At 71.6% G+C, this 15,242-nt stretch carries 12 protein-coding genes and 3 pseudogenes; 2 read left to right on the top strand and 13 right to left on the bottom strand.

What is annotated here, in order from left to right:
• Nucleotides 1-13: 13 nt before the first annotated feature.
• The 4 genes and pseudogenes from SCMU_RS03470 to SCMU_RS03485 all read right to left on the bottom strand — a co-directional run.
• Nucleotides 14-2,134: a YhgE/Pip domain-containing protein gene (locus SCMU_RS03470; protein WP_229231617.1), complete on the bottom strand. Its 2,121-nt coding sequence runs from the start codon at nucleotides 2,132-2,134 to the stop codon at nucleotides 14-16.
• The gene (locus tag SCMU_RS03475) at nucleotides 2,131-2,847 is read right to left on the bottom strand and encodes a hypothetical protein (RefSeq protein WP_229231618.1); all 717 of its coding nucleotides are present in this window, start codon (nucleotides 2,845-2,847) and stop codon (nucleotides 2,131-2,133) included. Before SCMU_RS03475 ends, SCMU_RS03470 begins: the two co-directional genes overlap by 4 nt.
• Nucleotides 2,848-2,905: 58 nt before the next feature.
• Entirely contained in the window at nucleotides 2,906-3,478 is a 573-nt protein-coding gene (locus SCMU_RS03480; protein WP_229231619.1) for an MmyB family transcriptional regulator, read from the bottom strand.
• Nucleotides 3,479-3,594: 116 nt separating this feature from the next.
• Nucleotides 3,595-3,789, bottom strand: a pseudogene (locus tag SCMU_RS03485) (helix-turn-helix domain-containing protein); the annotation flags it as partial.
• A 148-nt stretch (nucleotides 3,790-3,937) separates the two neighbouring features.
• Here SCMU_RS03485 and SCMU_RS03490 point away from each other — a divergent pair.
• Together SCMU_RS03490 and SCMU_RS03495 are read left to right on the top strand one after the other, a co-directional pair.
• Nucleotides 3,938-4,180, top strand: a complete 243-nt coding sequence (locus SCMU_RS03490) for a hypothetical protein (protein ID WP_229231620.1) — start codon at nucleotides 3,938-3,940, stop codon at nucleotides 4,178-4,180.
• 45 nt (nucleotides 4,181-4,225) lie between these two features.
• Nucleotides 4,226-5,071 (top strand): aldo/keto reductase, encoded by an 846-nt coding sequence (locus SCMU_RS03495; protein ID WP_229231621.1) that lies wholly within the window; start codon nucleotides 4,226-4,228, stop codon nucleotides 5,069-5,071.
• A gap of 24 nt (nucleotides 5,072-5,095) precedes the next feature.
• Here SCMU_RS03495 and SCMU_RS21125 read toward each other — a convergent pair.
• The 9 genes and pseudogenes from SCMU_RS21125 to SCMU_RS20930 all read right to left on the bottom strand — a co-directional run.
• Nucleotides 5,096-6,509 (bottom strand): annotated as a pseudogene (locus tag SCMU_RS21125) (dihydrolipoyl dehydrogenase family protein).
• 110 nt (nucleotides 6,510-6,619) lie between these two features.
• Nucleotides 6,620-7,303: an N-acetylmannosamine-6-phosphate 2-epimerase gene (locus tag SCMU_RS03505; protein WP_229231622.1), complete on the bottom strand. Its 684-nt coding sequence runs from the start codon at nucleotides 7,301-7,303 to the stop codon at nucleotides 6,620-6,622.
• Between the two features lie 46 nt (nucleotides 7,304-7,349).
• Nucleotides 7,350-8,348: an ROK family protein gene (locus SCMU_RS03510; protein WP_229231623.1), complete on the bottom strand. Its 999-nt coding sequence runs from the start codon at nucleotides 8,346-8,348 to the stop codon at nucleotides 7,350-7,352.
• Nucleotides 8,349-8,398: 50 nt separating this feature from the next.
• Complete coding sequence (locus SCMU_RS03515; protein WP_229231624.1) at nucleotides 8,399-9,316, bottom strand: dihydrodipicolinate synthase family protein; 918 nt, start codon at nucleotides 9,314-9,316, stop codon at nucleotides 8,399-8,401.
• A 113-nt stretch (nucleotides 9,317-9,429) separates the two neighbouring features.
• Nucleotides 9,430-10,245 carry an ATP-binding cassette domain-containing protein gene (locus tag SCMU_RS03520; RefSeq protein WP_229231625.1) on the bottom strand — a complete coding sequence of 272 codons (816 nt, stop codon included), beginning with the start codon at nucleotides 10,243-10,245 and terminating at the stop codon, nucleotides 9,430-9,432.
• On the bottom strand, nucleotides 10,242-12,386 hold the full coding sequence (locus tag SCMU_RS03525) for a dipeptide/oligopeptide/nickel ABC transporter permease/ATP-binding protein (RefSeq protein ID WP_229231626.1): 2,145 nt from the start codon (nucleotides 12,384-12,386) through the stop codon (nucleotides 10,242-10,244). The genes SCMU_RS03520 and SCMU_RS03525 overlap by 4 nt, the downstream gene beginning before the upstream one ends.
• 1 nt (nucleotide 12,387) lies before the next feature.
• Complete coding sequence (locus tag SCMU_RS03530) at nucleotides 12,388-13,347, bottom strand: ABC transporter permease (RefSeq protein WP_229231627.1); 960 nt, start codon at nucleotides 13,345-13,347, stop codon at nucleotides 12,388-12,390.
• Between the two features lie 82 nt (nucleotides 13,348-13,429).
• On the bottom strand, nucleotides 13,430-14,773 hold the full coding sequence (locus SCMU_RS03535; protein WP_229231628.1) for an ABC transporter substrate-binding protein: 1,344 nt from the start codon (nucleotides 14,771-14,773) through the stop codon (nucleotides 13,430-13,432).
• A 185-nt stretch (nucleotides 14,774-14,958) separates the two neighbouring features.
• Nucleotides 14,959-15,054: pseudogene (locus SCMU_RS20930) on the bottom strand (twin-arginine translocation signal domain-containing protein); the annotation flags it as partial.
• Nucleotides 15,055-15,242 lie beyond the last annotated feature (188 nt).

Here is a 15,242-nt window from a genome sequence, read left to right on the forward strand (position 1 = left end):
CGTCACGCGGTCCTCACACTGAGATTTCGGGCTGGAGCGTCTTGAGCCGCCAGGTCATGTTCTTGCGGGTGCCCACGAAGTTCAGCAGGCCGCCCAGGAGCGTGTAGCCGATCAGGCCCGTGACCGTCGGCAGGATCCCTGAGAGGTCGCCGCCGTAGATGAGGTGGCGCATGCCCTGGACCACGTACCCCATCGGCAGAGCCTGGTGGGCCAGCTGGAACGGTTCCGGGGTCATCTGCCACGGGAACGTCCCGCCCGAGGAGACGAGCTGCAGGATCAGCAGGATCAGCACCACGAACTTCCCGGACGTGCCCAGCAGCGCCACGATCCCGTGGATGATCGCGCTGAACGCGATCCCTCCCAGCGCCAGGAACAGCCACATGAGCAGAGGATGCGCCGGTTCGAGGCCGAGCGCGAAGTCCACCACAGTGGTCAGCAGCGTCGCCTGGACCGCCGCGACCACCGCGAACGGCAGCCAGCCGCCGAGTGCAATCTTCCACGGCGGGGCGTTCGAGGCGAGCGCGCGGACCGTGAACGGGCGCATGGCCTGCATGAGCATGAAGATGCCCACCCACATCGCGAGCGAGAGGAAGAACGGGGCGAGGCCCGCGCCGTAGGAGGCCGCCTTGGTCTGGGAGGCGTGGTCGATCGCGACGGGGTCGCCCATGACGTTCGAGACGCCCGCGACCTGCTGCGCCGACGGGTTCGGGACCCTCCCCGCGCCCTCGGTGAGGCCGGACGCGAGCTGGTGCCCGCCGTCGTCGGCCCGCGCCGCGCCGTCCCTGAGCTGGGCCGCGCCCGTGTCGAGCTGGCCCGCGCCGTCGCGGAGCCTCTGGGCATCGTCGATGGCGATCTGCTCGCCGTCCGCGAGCTTCTCGGCGCCGTCGAGGGCCGCCTGTTGCCCCGACGCGAGCTGTGAGGCCCCCGACGCGAGCTGGTGCGCGCCGTCGTCCGCCTGCCCGATCGCCGAGGTGAGCGCCGGCATGCCCGCTGCGAGTTGCGCGGCGCCGTCGGACACCTTCTGGGAGCCGTCCGCGAGCTGCTGGACCTGCCCGGCCGCGGCATGGAGCTGGGTGCGGGCGTCCGTCACCGCGGCGGAGGACTGCGCCGCCGCGACGTCCGCCACGATCTTGTCCGCCTGGGCCTGCGTGAGGACCCCGTTGGCGACGAGGTGCGCCGCCGCGTCCTTGACCTGGCCCTGGAGTGCGGCGTCCGCGGCGTCCACTGCGCCGACTGCGGTCTGGACCTTCTCGTTCAGCGCGGCGTTGCCGGCAGCCACCTGGGCGGCGCCGCCGGCGAGCTGCTGGGTGCCCGCGGGCAGGCCAGCGGTCGTGTCGCGCAGCTGGTCGAGCCCGGAGGCGAGCTGGGCGGAGCCGGCCGAGAGCTGGTTGGCGCCATCGCGCAGCCGGGTCTGGCCGGCCACGAGCTGGTTGGCCCCGTCGCGCAGCTGCATCTGGCCCGCTACGAGCTGGTCGGCGCCCGAGTGCAGCTGCGACGCGCCGTCCGCGAGCTGCGTCGATCCGGCCGCGAGCTCGTCGAGGCCCGAGGCGAGCTTCGTCGCGCCGTCTGCCGCCGTGGCGAGCTGGGCGTGGATCACGCCGTAGCCGGTGAGGAGCCTGGAGGCCGTCTCGGTGCCCACCTGCTTCGCGACGGAGTCGTGGACCGCGGTGGTGACCTTGTCCACGATGGTGCTCAGGAGGTAGTTGTTGGCGTCGTTGGTGGTGACCTTGAGCATGGCCTGCCTGGCGGAGTCGAAGGCCTCCGGGGAGACGAGGTTCGAGGAGAAGTCCGCCGGGAGGGCCAGCTCGAAGCCGTACGTGCCGTTCCGCACACCCTCGTCCGCCTCGGCGGCGCTGCCCACCCGATGCCAGTCGAAGAGGCGCCCGTCCACGAGGGTCTGGGCCACCTCGTTCCCCGCGTCCAGGTGGGTGCCGTCGGCTGCGTCGGCGCCGCGGTCCTCGACCACGAGGGCGGCGGGGATCTGGCTCATGTTCTTGTACGGGTCCCAGTTCGCGTACAGGTAGACGGCGCCGTACAGGAGCGGCACCGTCACGAGCGCCAGGATGGTGAGCTTGGGCAGGAGGCCGTGGGTCATCCGCTTGAGCTCGGAGCGGGCGAGGCGCAGGACCGTCACGCGAGCACCTCCTCGGCCAGCGCGCGGCCACCCGGTGCGGCGCCGAGGTCACCCGGTGCGGCGCTGAGGTCACCCCGCAGCGAATTGCCGACGACCGCGGCAGGTCCGGTCCACTCCGGCGGGAGCGCGGCCACCACGCCCACGACGGCGAGCGGTCGCCCCGGGCGCGCGGCCGTCGCCGCGAGGAAGGGGAGCCAGTCGTGCGGGTCGTCCGAGTGGCGGTCCGGGGAGTCGAGGACCAGGAGCTCGGTCTCGGGGTTCGCGAGGGCGATCGACGTCAGCAGCTCCGTGCGGCGGGAGGCGGGGAGGTCCTGGGCCCAGTGCTCCGCGACGTCCTGGAAGGCGTTGACCGTGAGCCAGGCCTCCGCGCTGATCGGGCCGCGGTGGCGGCGGGGGAGCAGGGCAAGGTCCTCGGCCACGAGGTCCCTGACCCTGAGGTGGAGCTCGGCCTCGTTGATCTGTGGGGAGTCGACGACGGCGCTCGCCCGCCGCAGTGCCCGGAGGTCCTTCTTCGCGGTGCCCGCCCCGGCGCCCCACACCGCCGTTCCGGCGTTCGGCGCGAGGCGGCCCGAGGCGGCGAGGGCGAGGGCCGTGCGGTGCTCCCGGCCGTCCGCACGGATGAGGACGAGTTCGCCCCGATGGGCCTCGAATGAGGTGGGAGGGACGAGGTCGCTGTGCCGCCCGGCCACGCGGAGGCCACGAACTGAAAGCATGCTCTCAATTCTAGGAAGACTGACCGGTCAGTACAAATCGGCGGCGCCGGCGGGGGACTCAGGTCCGTCTGCGCGTCGCCGGACGCTCCGTTGCCTCGTCAGCGGACGGGCCCTCGGCCCCGAAGCTCCCGAGCAGCGCGAGGGAGTCCGCGGACGGCGAACCGGTCGCCGCCGTGAACACGCGCAGCGTCTGGTCCGGGTCATGCCGCGGGGCCAGGTCCTCGAAGGTCAGCTCGAGGTCGCCGACCACCGGATGGTGCATCCGCAGCGTGCCCGCGTGCGTCGTGACCACCCGGTGGCCGGCCCACCACTGCCGGAAGTCCTCGCTGTGGACCGCGAGATCACCCACCAGCTGGTTGGCCTGCGGATCGTTGGGGTGCCGGCCGATGTCCACCCGCAGTGCTCCGGCAGCCTCCGCTGCCACAGAGTGCCAGTCGGTGAACAGCTCCCGCGCCGCCGGGTCCAGGATGATCCAGCGCGTGAGGTTGCGCTCGGCCGCGGGCAGGGCCGGGAAGTCCGCGAGCAGCAGGTAGGCGAGCCGGTTCCCCGCGAGCACATCGGTGCGGCGGCCGAGCACGAGGGCCGGCACGGCGCCCACGGCGTCGAGGAGCTGCCGCAGGGCCGGGCGCACGGTCTCGGCACAGGAGCCCGCTGCGACTTCGCGCAGTGCTCGAGCAAATCGATCATGTGCGCCCGCTCGGCCTCGTCGAGGCGCAGGGCCCTGGCCACGCTGTCCAGCACAGACCGCGAGGGGTGGATGTTCCGCCCCTGCTCGAGCCGCGTGTAGTAGTCCGTGCTCACCCCGGCCATGAGCGCGATCTCCTCGCGCCGCAGCCCGGGGACACGTCGCGCGGCAGAGGGCGCCGGCAGCCCCGCCTCCTCCGGCGCGATCCGCGCACGCATGGCCTTGAGGAACCGTCCGAACTCCGCGCTCTGACCCATGCCTTCTATTCTGGTCCCGCCCGCCGCGGCGTTTCCACGGCGAGGGTAGGACTGCCACTCCTAGGAAGAACGGGCCCGGCTCCTCCGCTGACACCACGGGCGCGCCCGCATAGCGTTGAAGGCGCACACCCGAGGAAGAAGAAGGACCATGGAACACACGGCGTCGATCGCCCTTGCCCTCATCATCCCCACCTGGAACGCGGAGAGCCGCAGCGCGCTCCCGGACGCCCCCACCGTCGACGACGGCCGCGACCGCCCCTCGCGGGGCGCGGCCACCCGGGCATGGCTCGCGACGGCGCTCCACCGCGCCGCGTGGTGGGTGGAACCCGAGCCGTGGACGACGGCGCACGCCCGCCGCGCGCCGTCGTGCGCGGACGCCGCGTGCTGCTAGCAGACGCCGAGAAGAACCCGAGAGCACCGAGAAAGAGGTAGGCACATGCCCAACCTGTCCGACATCACCGTCCCGACCGTCACCCTCAACAACGGCGTGGAGATCCCCCAGCTCGGCTTCGGGGTCTTCCAGGTCCCGCCGGAGGAGACCCAGCGCGTGGTCGAGGAGGCGCTCGCCGCGGGGTACCGGCACATCGACACGGCCGCGGCCTACCGCAACGAGGCCGGGGTCGGTGCCGCGATCGCCGCCTCGGGGATCCCACGCGAACAGCTCTTCATCACCACCAAGCTCCGCAACGGCGACCAGGGCAGGGCACGCGAGGCGTTCGAGGACAGCCTCGCGGCCCTCGGTCTCGACTACGTGGACCTCTACCTGATCCACTGGCCGGTTCCATCCCAAGGGCTCTACGTCTCGGCGTGGCAGTCCCTCGAGGAGGTCTACGCGGGGCGCCGGGCCCGCGCGATCGGGGTCTCGAACTTCCTGGCCGAGCACCTCGAGACGCTCCTCGCATCGGCGCGCGTGACGCCAGCTGTGAACCAGATCGAGCTCCACCCGACGTTCCAGCAGCGCAGCCTGGCGGCCGCGAGCCGAGAGCACGGGATCGCGGTCGAGGCGTACAGCCCGCTCGGGCAGGGTGCGGATCTGGGCGCGGGAGCGGTGCTGGCGGCCGCCTCCGCGCACGGGGCCACCCCGGCGCAGGCCGTGCTCGCGTGGCATCTCGCGCAGGGGACCATCGTCATCCCGAAGACTGCCACGCCCGCGCGCATGCGGGAGAACCTCGCCGCCGCGGCCCTCACCCTCGGCCAGGGCGAGATCGAGGCGATCAGCGCCCTCGAGACCGGGGACCGCATCGGCGGCGATCCCGCCACGGCGGCGCACAGCCAGTTCTGACGGCCGCGTACGGCCTCTGGCCCGTCAGAGGCCGTACGCCTCGAGGAACCGCAACCACACTTCGCTGAGCGTCGGGAACGACGGCGTCGCGTGCCAGAGTCGCTCGAGCGGCACCTCGCCCACGACCGCTATCGTCGCCGAGTGCAGGAGCTCCGCCACGTCCGGGCCCGCGAAGCACGCTCCGATGAGCGTGCGGGCGTCCTCGTCGACGAGGAACTGGGCCCAGCCTTCGTAGTCCTCGGCGTGCTGCCACGCGCCCGCCACGGAGATGGGCAGCTCGACGGCCCGCACCCGGATGCCGGCCTCCCACGCGTCCTCCTCGGTCAGGCCCACCGAGGCGAGCTCGGGGTCCGTGAAGACGACGTGCGGCACGGCGAGCACGTCGGCGGTCCGGGCGTGGCGGCTCCACGGCGCCGGGGACCGCTCGAGCTCGCCCCGGGCCGCGGCCACGATCGCGTCCCCGGTGATGCGGGCCTGGTACTTTGCCCTGGTGCGTGAGCTTCGGCCCGCCGGAGCAGTCGCCCACCGCGTACAGCCACGAGAGCCCCTGCACGCGTCCGGCCTCGTCCACCCGCAGGGCGTGCGGCTCGATGCCGAACGCCGGCAGCCCAAGGCCGTCCAGGGCCGGGCGGCGCCCCGTGGCGACGAGCACCCGTGCCGCCTGGAGCGTGCGGTCGCCCTGGAGCGTGAGCCGCACGGCGCCGTCGTCCGTCTCCTCCGCGAGTTCGGGGGTGACGCCCTCGAGGATCTCGACGCCGTCCGCGCGCAGCCCGTCCGCGACGAGATTGCGGGCGTCCTCGGGGAACGCGCTGAGGAACGAGCCGCGCGCGAGCACGGTGACCTTCGCGCCGAGGCGCGCGAACGCCTGCGCCAGCTCGGCGCCCGCCACGCCAGCGCCGATCACCACGAGGCTCTCCGGCACCTCCCGGGCGCTCGTCGCGTCCGCGGTGGTCCAGACCGGGACGTTGGGCAGGCCTGGGATCTTGGGCAGCGACGGGACCGAACCCGTGGCGAGCACGACGGCGTGCCTCGCCGTGAGCGTGAAGTGGTTGCCGGCGTCGTCGGTCACCCAGAGGCGCTTGGCCCCCGTGAGCCTGGCGGTGCCGCGGACGAGGGCGATGCCGGCTTGCTGCGCCCACTCGACCTGGCCGGCGTCGTCCCAGTGGCTCGAGGCGTCGTCCCGGTGGGCCAGGACCGCCGGGATGTCGAGTGTTCCGGTGACGGCCTCGCGTGCGCCGGGGACGCGTCGGGCCGCGTGCAGCGCCGTGCCCGGGCGAAGGAGGGCCTTGGAGGGCTCGCAAGCCCAGTAGGAGCACGCGCCGCCGAGCAGGCCCTTCTCCACGATGGCGGCGGTGAGGCCACCCTTGACCGCGCGGTCCGCGGCGTTCTCGCCGGCTGCGCCGCCGCCGACCACTATGACGTCATACTCCGTGTCCACCCCAGCATGCTACGGGAGCGCGGGGGTACGGCGCGGGCCCTGGGGGGCCGCGGGGGGAAGTGACCCCTCAACCGGGAAGTGACCCCTCAACCTTTCAGGCGAGGGCGCTTTCAGGCGAGGGCTTCCCGGAACCACGTCGTGATGGTGGTCGGGTGGGTGATGGCGGTGCCGACCACCACGGCGAACGCGCCGGCGTCGAGCGCCGCGCGCGCCTGGGCGGGGGCGTGGATGCGGCCCTCGGCGATGAGCGGGCGGCCGAGGCCGGCGGCGGCCACGTCCGCGATGAGCTCGAGGTCGGGACCGTCGGTCTTGGGCCGCTCGCCGGTGTACCCGGCGAGGGTGGTCCCGATGAGGTCGGCTCCGGCGTCGGCGGCGGCGCGCGCGTCGTCGAGGGATCCGCAGTCCGCCATGACCAGCGCGTGGGACCCGGCGTGGATCCCGGCGACCGTCTCGGCGAGCGAAAGGCCGTCCGGCCGCTCGCGCCGTGTGCCGTCGATCGCCACGACGTGCGCCCCGGCCGCCGCGACGGCGAGGGCGTGGCGCAGGGTGGGGGTGATGAAGACGCCGTCGTGCCCGTCCTTCCACAGGCCGATCACGGGCACCTCCACGGCGGTCCGCGTGAACTGCACATCCGCGACACCCTGCACTCGCACGGCCGCGGCCCCGCCGTACACCACCGACGCCGCCATCTGCCCCGTGATGTGGGGCTCGCGCAGGGGCTCTCCGGGGTATGCCTGGCACGAGACGATGAGCTGGCCGCGCAGGGCCTCGAGGGCGTCTGGGGTGAGGATCACGGGATGGAGACCTTTCGTGGCGGCGATGGCCCGCGGGAGCGAGCGGCTAGGAATGCGTGAGGATCTCGGGCGAGAACACGAGCCGGGCGGCTCCGACGAGGGCGGCGGTCCCGCCGAGCGTGGCCCGCACGAGCGGGAGCGCGGCGAGCGGGGGCATGAGCTCGGCCCGGAACGCGGCCTCCATCGCGTCCCACCACAGCGGGCCGGCGTCAGCGAGCCCGCCGGAGACCACGATGACCTCGGGGTCGAGGATGTTCGCGAGCCCGCCCGCGGCCTGTCCGGCGGCGCGGGCGGCCACGTCGATGGCGGCGATGGCGACTGGGTCGCCGGCGGACTCGCCGCGAACGGACGAGTCACCCGTGCTGCCCTCGCCGCCCGCGGCACGCGCGAACACGGCCCTGGTATCCGGCGCGGCGGGATCGCCGCCGCGCCGGAGGTATTCGGAGTGCAGCCCGGGGCCGGAGGCAATCGCCTCGACGTGCCCCGCGGAGCCGCACACGCACGGCAGCGGCGAGCCCGCGGCGTCGTGCGCGAAGGGTGAGGCGACGTGCCCCACGTGGCCGCCCACCCAGCGGTGGCCCAGCAGCGGGCGACCGCCGACGACGAAGCTGCCGCCCACGCCGGTGCCGAACGCGACGAGCAGCGAGGACGACGTCGCCGCGGCGGCTCCCAGCCATGCCTCGCCGAGTGCGTGGGCGTGGACGTCGTTGACGACGGCTGTGTGCAGCCCCGTGCGCCCGGCCAGCCCGCCCGCGACGTCCGTACCAGCCCAGCCGCGGATCGCGTCCGTCGCGGAGACGACCCGTCCGTGCGCGGCGTCGACGACCCCGGCCGAGCCGACCCCGATCCCGGCGACCCCGAGCCCCTCCACGGCGGCGCGGCGCCGCACGCGGAGGACCAGCTCGGCCGTCGCGTTGAGGATCGCCTCGCCGCCCTGCCGCGAGAGCGTGGGGATCGTTTCCGTGAACAGCACCTCGCCGTCCTCGGAGACGAGGCCCCCGGCGGTCTTGGTGCCGCCGAGGTCGACGCCGATTGCGTGCCTCACGCCGTTGTCCTCCTCAGGGTGGGTGGTGAGCGGGTGGGTGTGGTGGTGAGTCAGAGGAGGCCGGTCTCGACGAGGATGGCGCGGATCGTCTCCGCCTCGGCCTCGTTGAGGGACTCCATCGGGGTGCTCATCGTATTGGACTCGATGATGCCCATGAGCTGAAGCGCGGTCTTGAACGCGCCGAGGCCCGCGGCACCGCCGGAGACCCTGTTTCCCGGGGCGTAGACGATGTCGAAGACGCGCGCGAGGCGGTCTTGCTCGGCCGCGGCGCCGGCCCAGTCGCCGGCCTTGGCCATGTCGTAGAGCTTGCGGTAGCCGGCCGGGTCCACGTTGCCGAGGCCGGGCACGACGCCGGCCGCGCCGCCCAGGAGCGCTCCGTCCACGACGACCTCGTGGCCGGTGAAGACGGAGAAGCCCGGCACGTCCTTCGTGGCGAGGAGGAGCTGGCGGAACGAGACGTCGTCGCCGGAGGAGTCCTTGACGCCCGCGATCACGCCGTCCTTCGCGAGGCGCACGAGCACGTCGGTGGGGAGCTTGAAGTGCGTGCGGACGGGGACGTCGTAGGCGAAGACCGGGGTCGCGACGGCCTCGTGGATCGCGCGGAAGTGGGCCTCGGTCTCCGCGGCGTTGCCGATCGCGTAGTACATGGACGTGATCACGAGGGCGTCCGCGCCGAGGTCCACCATCTTCTTGGCCTCGTCGATGACCCGGTTGGTGGTCTGCTCGTTCGCGCCCACCACGAGGGGAACGGCGCCCGCGTTGGCCTCGGCGATCGTGCGGACGGCGAGCTCGCGCTCGGCGTTGGTCATGTACGGGACCTCGCCGGAGGAGCCGAGCACGAACAGGCCGGTCACGCCGCCGTCCACGAGGTGCTTCGTGACGTTCTTGAGGGAGTCGACGTCGATCGTGCCGTCGGCGTGGCGGGGGGTGACGACGGGCGGGATGACGCCGTGGAAGGTGGCGGACACAGAATTCTCCAAGGGTAGGGCGGGTGGGTCTGGAAGAGGGCGGGTGGGTCTGGAAGAGGGCGGGTGGGTGGGAAGCTGGCGGGCGGGTGGGACGGCCGGGTGGGAAGCTGGCGTCAGACGTGCAGCAGGCTCGGCGCGGCGCCGAGGAGCTTGCGCGTGTAGTCGTTGGTGGGGGAGTCGAAGACCTGCGCGGCGGTGCCCTCCTCGACGATCCTGCCCTTGAAGACCACGCAGATGCGGTCCGAGACGTACCGGACGGTCTGGATGTCGTGGCTGATGAACACCATGCCGAGACCGAGCTGCTGCTTGAGGTCGTTGAGCAGGTTGAGTACCTGGGCGCGCACGGAGACGTCGAGGGCGCTCGTGGGCTCGTCCGCGATGATGATCTCGGGCTCGAGGGCGAGGGCCCGGGCGATCGCGACACGCTGCCGCTGGCCGCCCGAGACGTTCGACGGCGTGACCTCCGCCGCGGACTGCGGCAGGCCAACCACGGCGAGCAGCTCCTGCACGCGGGCCCGGCGGGAGGACTCGGTGCCGATCCCGTGGACGATGAGCGGATCGAGGAGGATGTCCTGGATGGTCATGCGCGGGTTGAGCGCGGTGGCCGGGTCCTGGAACACCACGGAGACGGTCCGGCCGAACTCCTTGCGCAGGCGACCGTCGAGCCGCTTGACCGGCCTGCCCTGGAACAGGAGCGTCCCGTCGGTGGGCTCCTGGAGGCCCACTAGGACGTTGGCGAGCGTGGACTTGCCCGAGCCGGACTCGCCCACGATCCCGACCGTCTCGCCGCGGCTCACGGTGAAGTCCACGCCGTCCACCGCCTTGACGATGTTCGGGCGGAACAGCGCCCCGCCCCGCGCGCGGTGATAGACCTTGAGGTCCCTCAGCTCGAGGACGGGAGCGTTGCCGGCTCCGGGATTCGCAGTCACTGCACACCTTCCTTGACGAGGTCGCCGTCGCGGCTCGCGGTCTTCTCATGGCTGGCCCAGTAGTGCTCCGGCTCGCCCTCGACGGGCACGAATCGGAGGCGCTGGTTCGGGTCGGCGTCCGGCCGCAGGGAGCGCTCGGCGAACCGGTCTCCCGGGGCGAAGTCCCGCGGCGACGGGACGGTGCCCTTGATCTGGTGCAGGCGCGGGGCGTCCGCCTCGATCGAGAGCACGGAGCCGAGGAGGCCGCGCGTGTACTCGTGCCGCGGGTTGCGCAGCAGGTCCGAGGTGCGGGCGGTCTCGACGACCTGGCCGGCGTACATGACCGTGACACGGTGGGCGAGCTCTGCCACGAGCGCGAGGTCGTGGCTGACGAACACCATCGCGAAGCCCAGCTGGTCCCGCAGCTCGTTCAGGAGGTCGATGACCTGCTTCTGCACGGTGACGTCGAGCGCCGTCGTGGGCTCGTCGGCGACCACGATCTTGGGTGAGCGGGAGAGTGCCATCGCAATGACGACGCGCTGCCGCTGGCCGCCGGAGAGCTCGTGCGGGTAGGAGCGCAGCGTTCGGTCCGGGTCGAGCTTGACGAGCTCGAGCAGCTCGCGCGGGCTCTTGCGGCCGTGGCGCCGGGTGAGCTGCTCCATCTGGTCCTTGATGAGCATGGACGGGTTGAGCGCGCTCAGAGAGTCCTGGTAGATCATCGCGATCTGCTCGCCGCGCAGGCCCTCGTAGCGCCTGGTGCGCTCCTTCGGGTTGTTGGTGAGCAGTTCCTTGCCCTCGAACCGGATGGAGCCGGAGAGCTCCGCGGCCGGGGCCTGCAGTCCCATGACCGCGAGCGAGGTGATCGACTTGCCGCAGCCGGACTCGCCGACCAGCGCCATGGTCTCGCCCTCGCGGACCGTGAACGAGACGCCGTCCACGAGGGGGATGTCGCCGTAGCGGTTCGGGAAGCGGATCGAGAGGTCCTCCACCTCGAGGACGGCCTTGGCCTCCGGACCCACCTGGGGGAGACGGTCCGTGCGCCCGGCCTCGATCTCTGCCAGCTTGGCGAGCTCGATGTCCAGCAGTGCGAACGGATTCTCGTCGAGGCGGGCGACGGCGGCGATCGCCGCCGGAGGCAGCTCGCCTACTGCGGAGGCATCTGAGGCGAGGTCGGCGTCGGTCGTTTCGGCGATCGCCGCGCCGGCGACGGTAGCCGCGGAGCCGTCGTCGTCCTTCACCTTCGGGGCCCTGCGCAGGCGCGGGTTCACCATCGCGTCGGTGAGGCCCTCCGCGAGGATGTTCAGGGCGAGGACGGTGAGGAGGATCGTGATGCCGCCGAACGTGGTGGGCCACCAGCCGCCGGAGAAGACCAGCTGGCGGCCGTCGCTCATGACGTTGCCCCACGAGGCGGCCGGCTGCTGCACGCCCGCGCCGAGGAAGGACAGGGACGCCTCGAGGATGATCGCGTCCGCGACCATGACCGTGGCGAACACGAGGACCGGGGCGGCGGTGTTGCGCACGATGTGCTTGCGCAGGATGTGGAACCGGCCGGCGCCGATGACCTTCTCCGCCCGGACGTAGTCCTCGCCGTACTGGGACAGGACGTTGGCGCGGACCACGCGGGCCAGCTGTGGCGAGTACACGATGGCGATCGAGAGGATCAGCACGGGCACGGTCGAGCCGAATGCGTTCAGCGAGCCGGCGGAGAGTGCGAACATGAGTGCCGCGGCGAGCGCGATGCCGGGGAACGCCATCACGACGTCCAGGATGCGCATCACGGTCTCGTCGGCAGACTTGCGGCTCGTCGCGGCGACCGCGCCGAGGATGGCGCCGATGATCACGGCGAGCGTCACGGCACCGAGGCCGATGATGATCGAGATCCGTGCGCCGTAGAGCAGGCGGGTGAAGACGTCGCGGCCGCCGAGGTCGGTGCCGAAGAGGTGCTCGGCGTTCGGTGCGGTGTTGGGGATGAAGGACTCGTTCTCGCCGTACGGGGCGAGCATGGGGCCGAAGATGGCCACGAGGACGATGAGCGCGAGGAACGCGAGAGAGATCTTGGAGCCCAGGGGCATAGCCCTGAAGCGGGCGCCCTGGTCGGCGAGGCGGCTCGCGAGGCCGGCGCGGGGAGCGAGCGTGGCGGCTGGGCGGGGTGCTGGTGACATGTCAGACCGTCCGGATGCGCGGGTTGATGAGCAGGTACAGGAGGTCCACGATGATGTTCACGAGGACGAACGTCGCGGCGATCGTGATGACGCCGCCGGCCACGAGATTGGTGTCCTTGCCGGAGAGGCCGCTGATGATGAGCTGGCCCATGCCCTTGAGGTCGAAGATCGCCTCGATGACGATCGCGCCGCCGAGGAGGTAGCCGATGCGCAGGCCGAGGACGGTGACCGGGGTGACGAGCGCGTTGCGCAGGACGTTCTTCGCCACGACCGTGCGGTAGGGGACGCCGTTGCCCACGGCGGTGCGGACGTAGTCCTTGTCGAGCTCCTCGACCATGGACGTGCGCACCACGCGGATGAGGGATGCGGCCACGGGCAGGCCGAGCGCCAGGGACGGCAGCGCCATCGAGTAGAGCCAGCCGGTGAACCCGTACTGGTCCGCCCAGGCGAGGCCGCCCACTGGGAACAGGGAGCCGGGCGGCAGCGCGAACCACTGGATGAGGAGGATCCCGAGCCAGAACGACGGGGTGGCGATCGCGGCGATCGAGAAGACGCGGATGAGCTGGTCCGGCCACTTGTCGCGGTACAGCGCGCCGAGGATGCCGAGGACGAGGGCGAGGACCACCGCGATGAGCACGCCGAGGAACGTCAGCTCCAGCGTGATGGGGAAGGCGGAGGCGATCTTGGAGCCCACCGGCTCCTCCGGCGGGTTCGTCATGCCGAAGTTGAGGGTGACCAGGCTGCCGAGGTAGGCGAAGAACTGCACGATCAGCGGCTGGTCGAGGCCATGGTCGTGGCGCCACGCGGCCTTGGCCGCCTCGCTGGCATCGGGTCCGAGGACGAAGGTGGCGCGGTCGCCGGGGGCGACCTGCAGGACGAGGAACACCAGGATGGTGACTCCCAGCAGCATGAACGGCAGGGCGGCGAGGCGCCGGCCCAGCAGTCGCATCAGGGTACTCACGGTTTCAAAGCTCCAGATCTGTCTGCGGCGGGCGGACGACGGCGGTGGGGAACCCGCCGTCGTCCGCCCGGCCTCGGTGCGGCTACTTGTGGCCGACGCCGATGAACGACACGCCAGTGGTGGGCAGCGGCTGGAAGCCGTCGAGCTGCTTGTCGTCCCAGGCGGTGGGCAGCTGGCGGTGGAAGATCGGGTACAGCGGCGCCTGCTCGGCGAGGATGTCGATCACCTGGCCGTGCAGGCTCTTGGCCTTGTCGGCCTCCGCCTGGGCGGCCTGGTCCAGGAGCGGCTGGATCTGCGCGAACTCGGGCGTGGTGTCCCAGCGGGCGCGGGTGTGCATCCACGTGCCGGGGCGGTAGAACCAGCTCAGGAGCAGGTCGCCGTCGTTCCCGAACACGCTCGGGTCACCCGAGGCGCAGACCACGTCGTAGTCGCCGCCGTCGGCACGCTGGCTGCTGTAGACCGTCGCGGACGGGACGATGTCCAGGGTGGTCTTGACGCCGATCGCGTCCCAGTTCTCCTTGATGAGCGGCATGATCGGGTCGATCCAGGAGTTCTGGGTCGAGGTCACGCGCAGCGAGAGGTTGGAGGCGCCGGCATCGGCGAGGAGGCTCTTGGCCTTGTCGACGTTGTAGTCGTACTGGGTCTTGGCCTTCGTGTAGTCCGGGTGGCCCTCCTGGAAGTAGGAGGACGCGGCCCTGGCGTTGCCGAGGAGCGCCTTCTTGATGATGCTCTCCGTGTCCAGCGCATAGTGGAGGGCCTGGCGGACGCGCTTGTCCGAGAACGGGGCCTTGGCGCAGTTGAACATGAGGAAGAGCTGGCCGAAGGACTGCACGGCCTGGACGGTGACGCGGCTCTTGAGCGAGTCGACGTCGAGGTAGGGGACGTCCTCGATGGCCTGCGTGCGCGAGGGGATCGAGTTGACGCGGGCCGTGCCGTCCGAGATGAGCAGCCACGTCATGGTGTTCGAGCGGGCGGGGTACTGGCCCTTGTAGCCGTCGAACTTCTTGAACACGATCTTGTCGTTCGCGGCGGCCGAGACGAACTGGTAGGGCCCGGTGCCGACGGGCTTGGCGTCGAATGCCTTCTGCTTGTCCGGGGTGTCGGTGAGGGCCTTGGGGACCACCTTGACCACGGCGATGCGCTGGGCGAAGCCCGCGAACGGCGTCTTGAGCGTGAACGAGACCGTCTTGTCGTCCTTCTTGGCCACGTCGGCCACGAAGGGGAGGAAGCCCGCGAAGAGGGACTTGAGGGACGGGTCGAGGATGCGCTTGAACGACCACACGACGTCGTCCACGGTGACCGGGGTGCCGTCGTGGAAGGTGGCGCCCTGCTTGAGCTCGACCTCCCAGGAGGTGTCGCTGATCTTCTTCGGATCCGAGGCGGCGAGGGCAAGGTACGGCTTGCGCGTGGCCGGGTGGAGGTCCACGAGGCCTTCGAAGATGTGGTTGTTGGCCGTGGGGTGGCGCCGGAGGCGGTGCCCGGGTCGAAGCCGGTGGAGAGCGCGAACGAGATGCCCGCGACGAGCTCCTTGGTGGGATCCACCGCGCCGCCGGAGGCGGAGCCGCTGCTCGAGGGCTGGCTTGCCGGCGAGCACGCCGCGACGGAGGCCGTGATGGCCGCCGCAGTGCCGAGCACGCCGCTCAATTTGAGGAAGGAGCGGCGGCTGGCGTCGCTGACCAGCGGCATGGTGGTGATGGGGTTCTTCATTGTGCCTCACCGTTCGTGTCGGATGCCTGGGGGGCTTCCGGACATCCCAATATCGGATGTGGGATGTCCGAAGTCATGGATCAACTGTAAGGGTGGTCACACGGGTCGTCAAGGAGAGCTGGAGGGCTTCGTGTCGCCGGATTGCGCGGGCTCTCGCGCGGAGGTGGGACATCCGATATCATCGAGAG

The organism is Sinomonas cyclohexanicum (assembly GCF_020886775.1).
GTDB classification, from domain to species: domain Bacteria; phylum Actinomycetota; class Actinomycetes; order Actinomycetales; family Micrococcaceae; genus Sinomonas; species Sinomonas cyclohexanicum.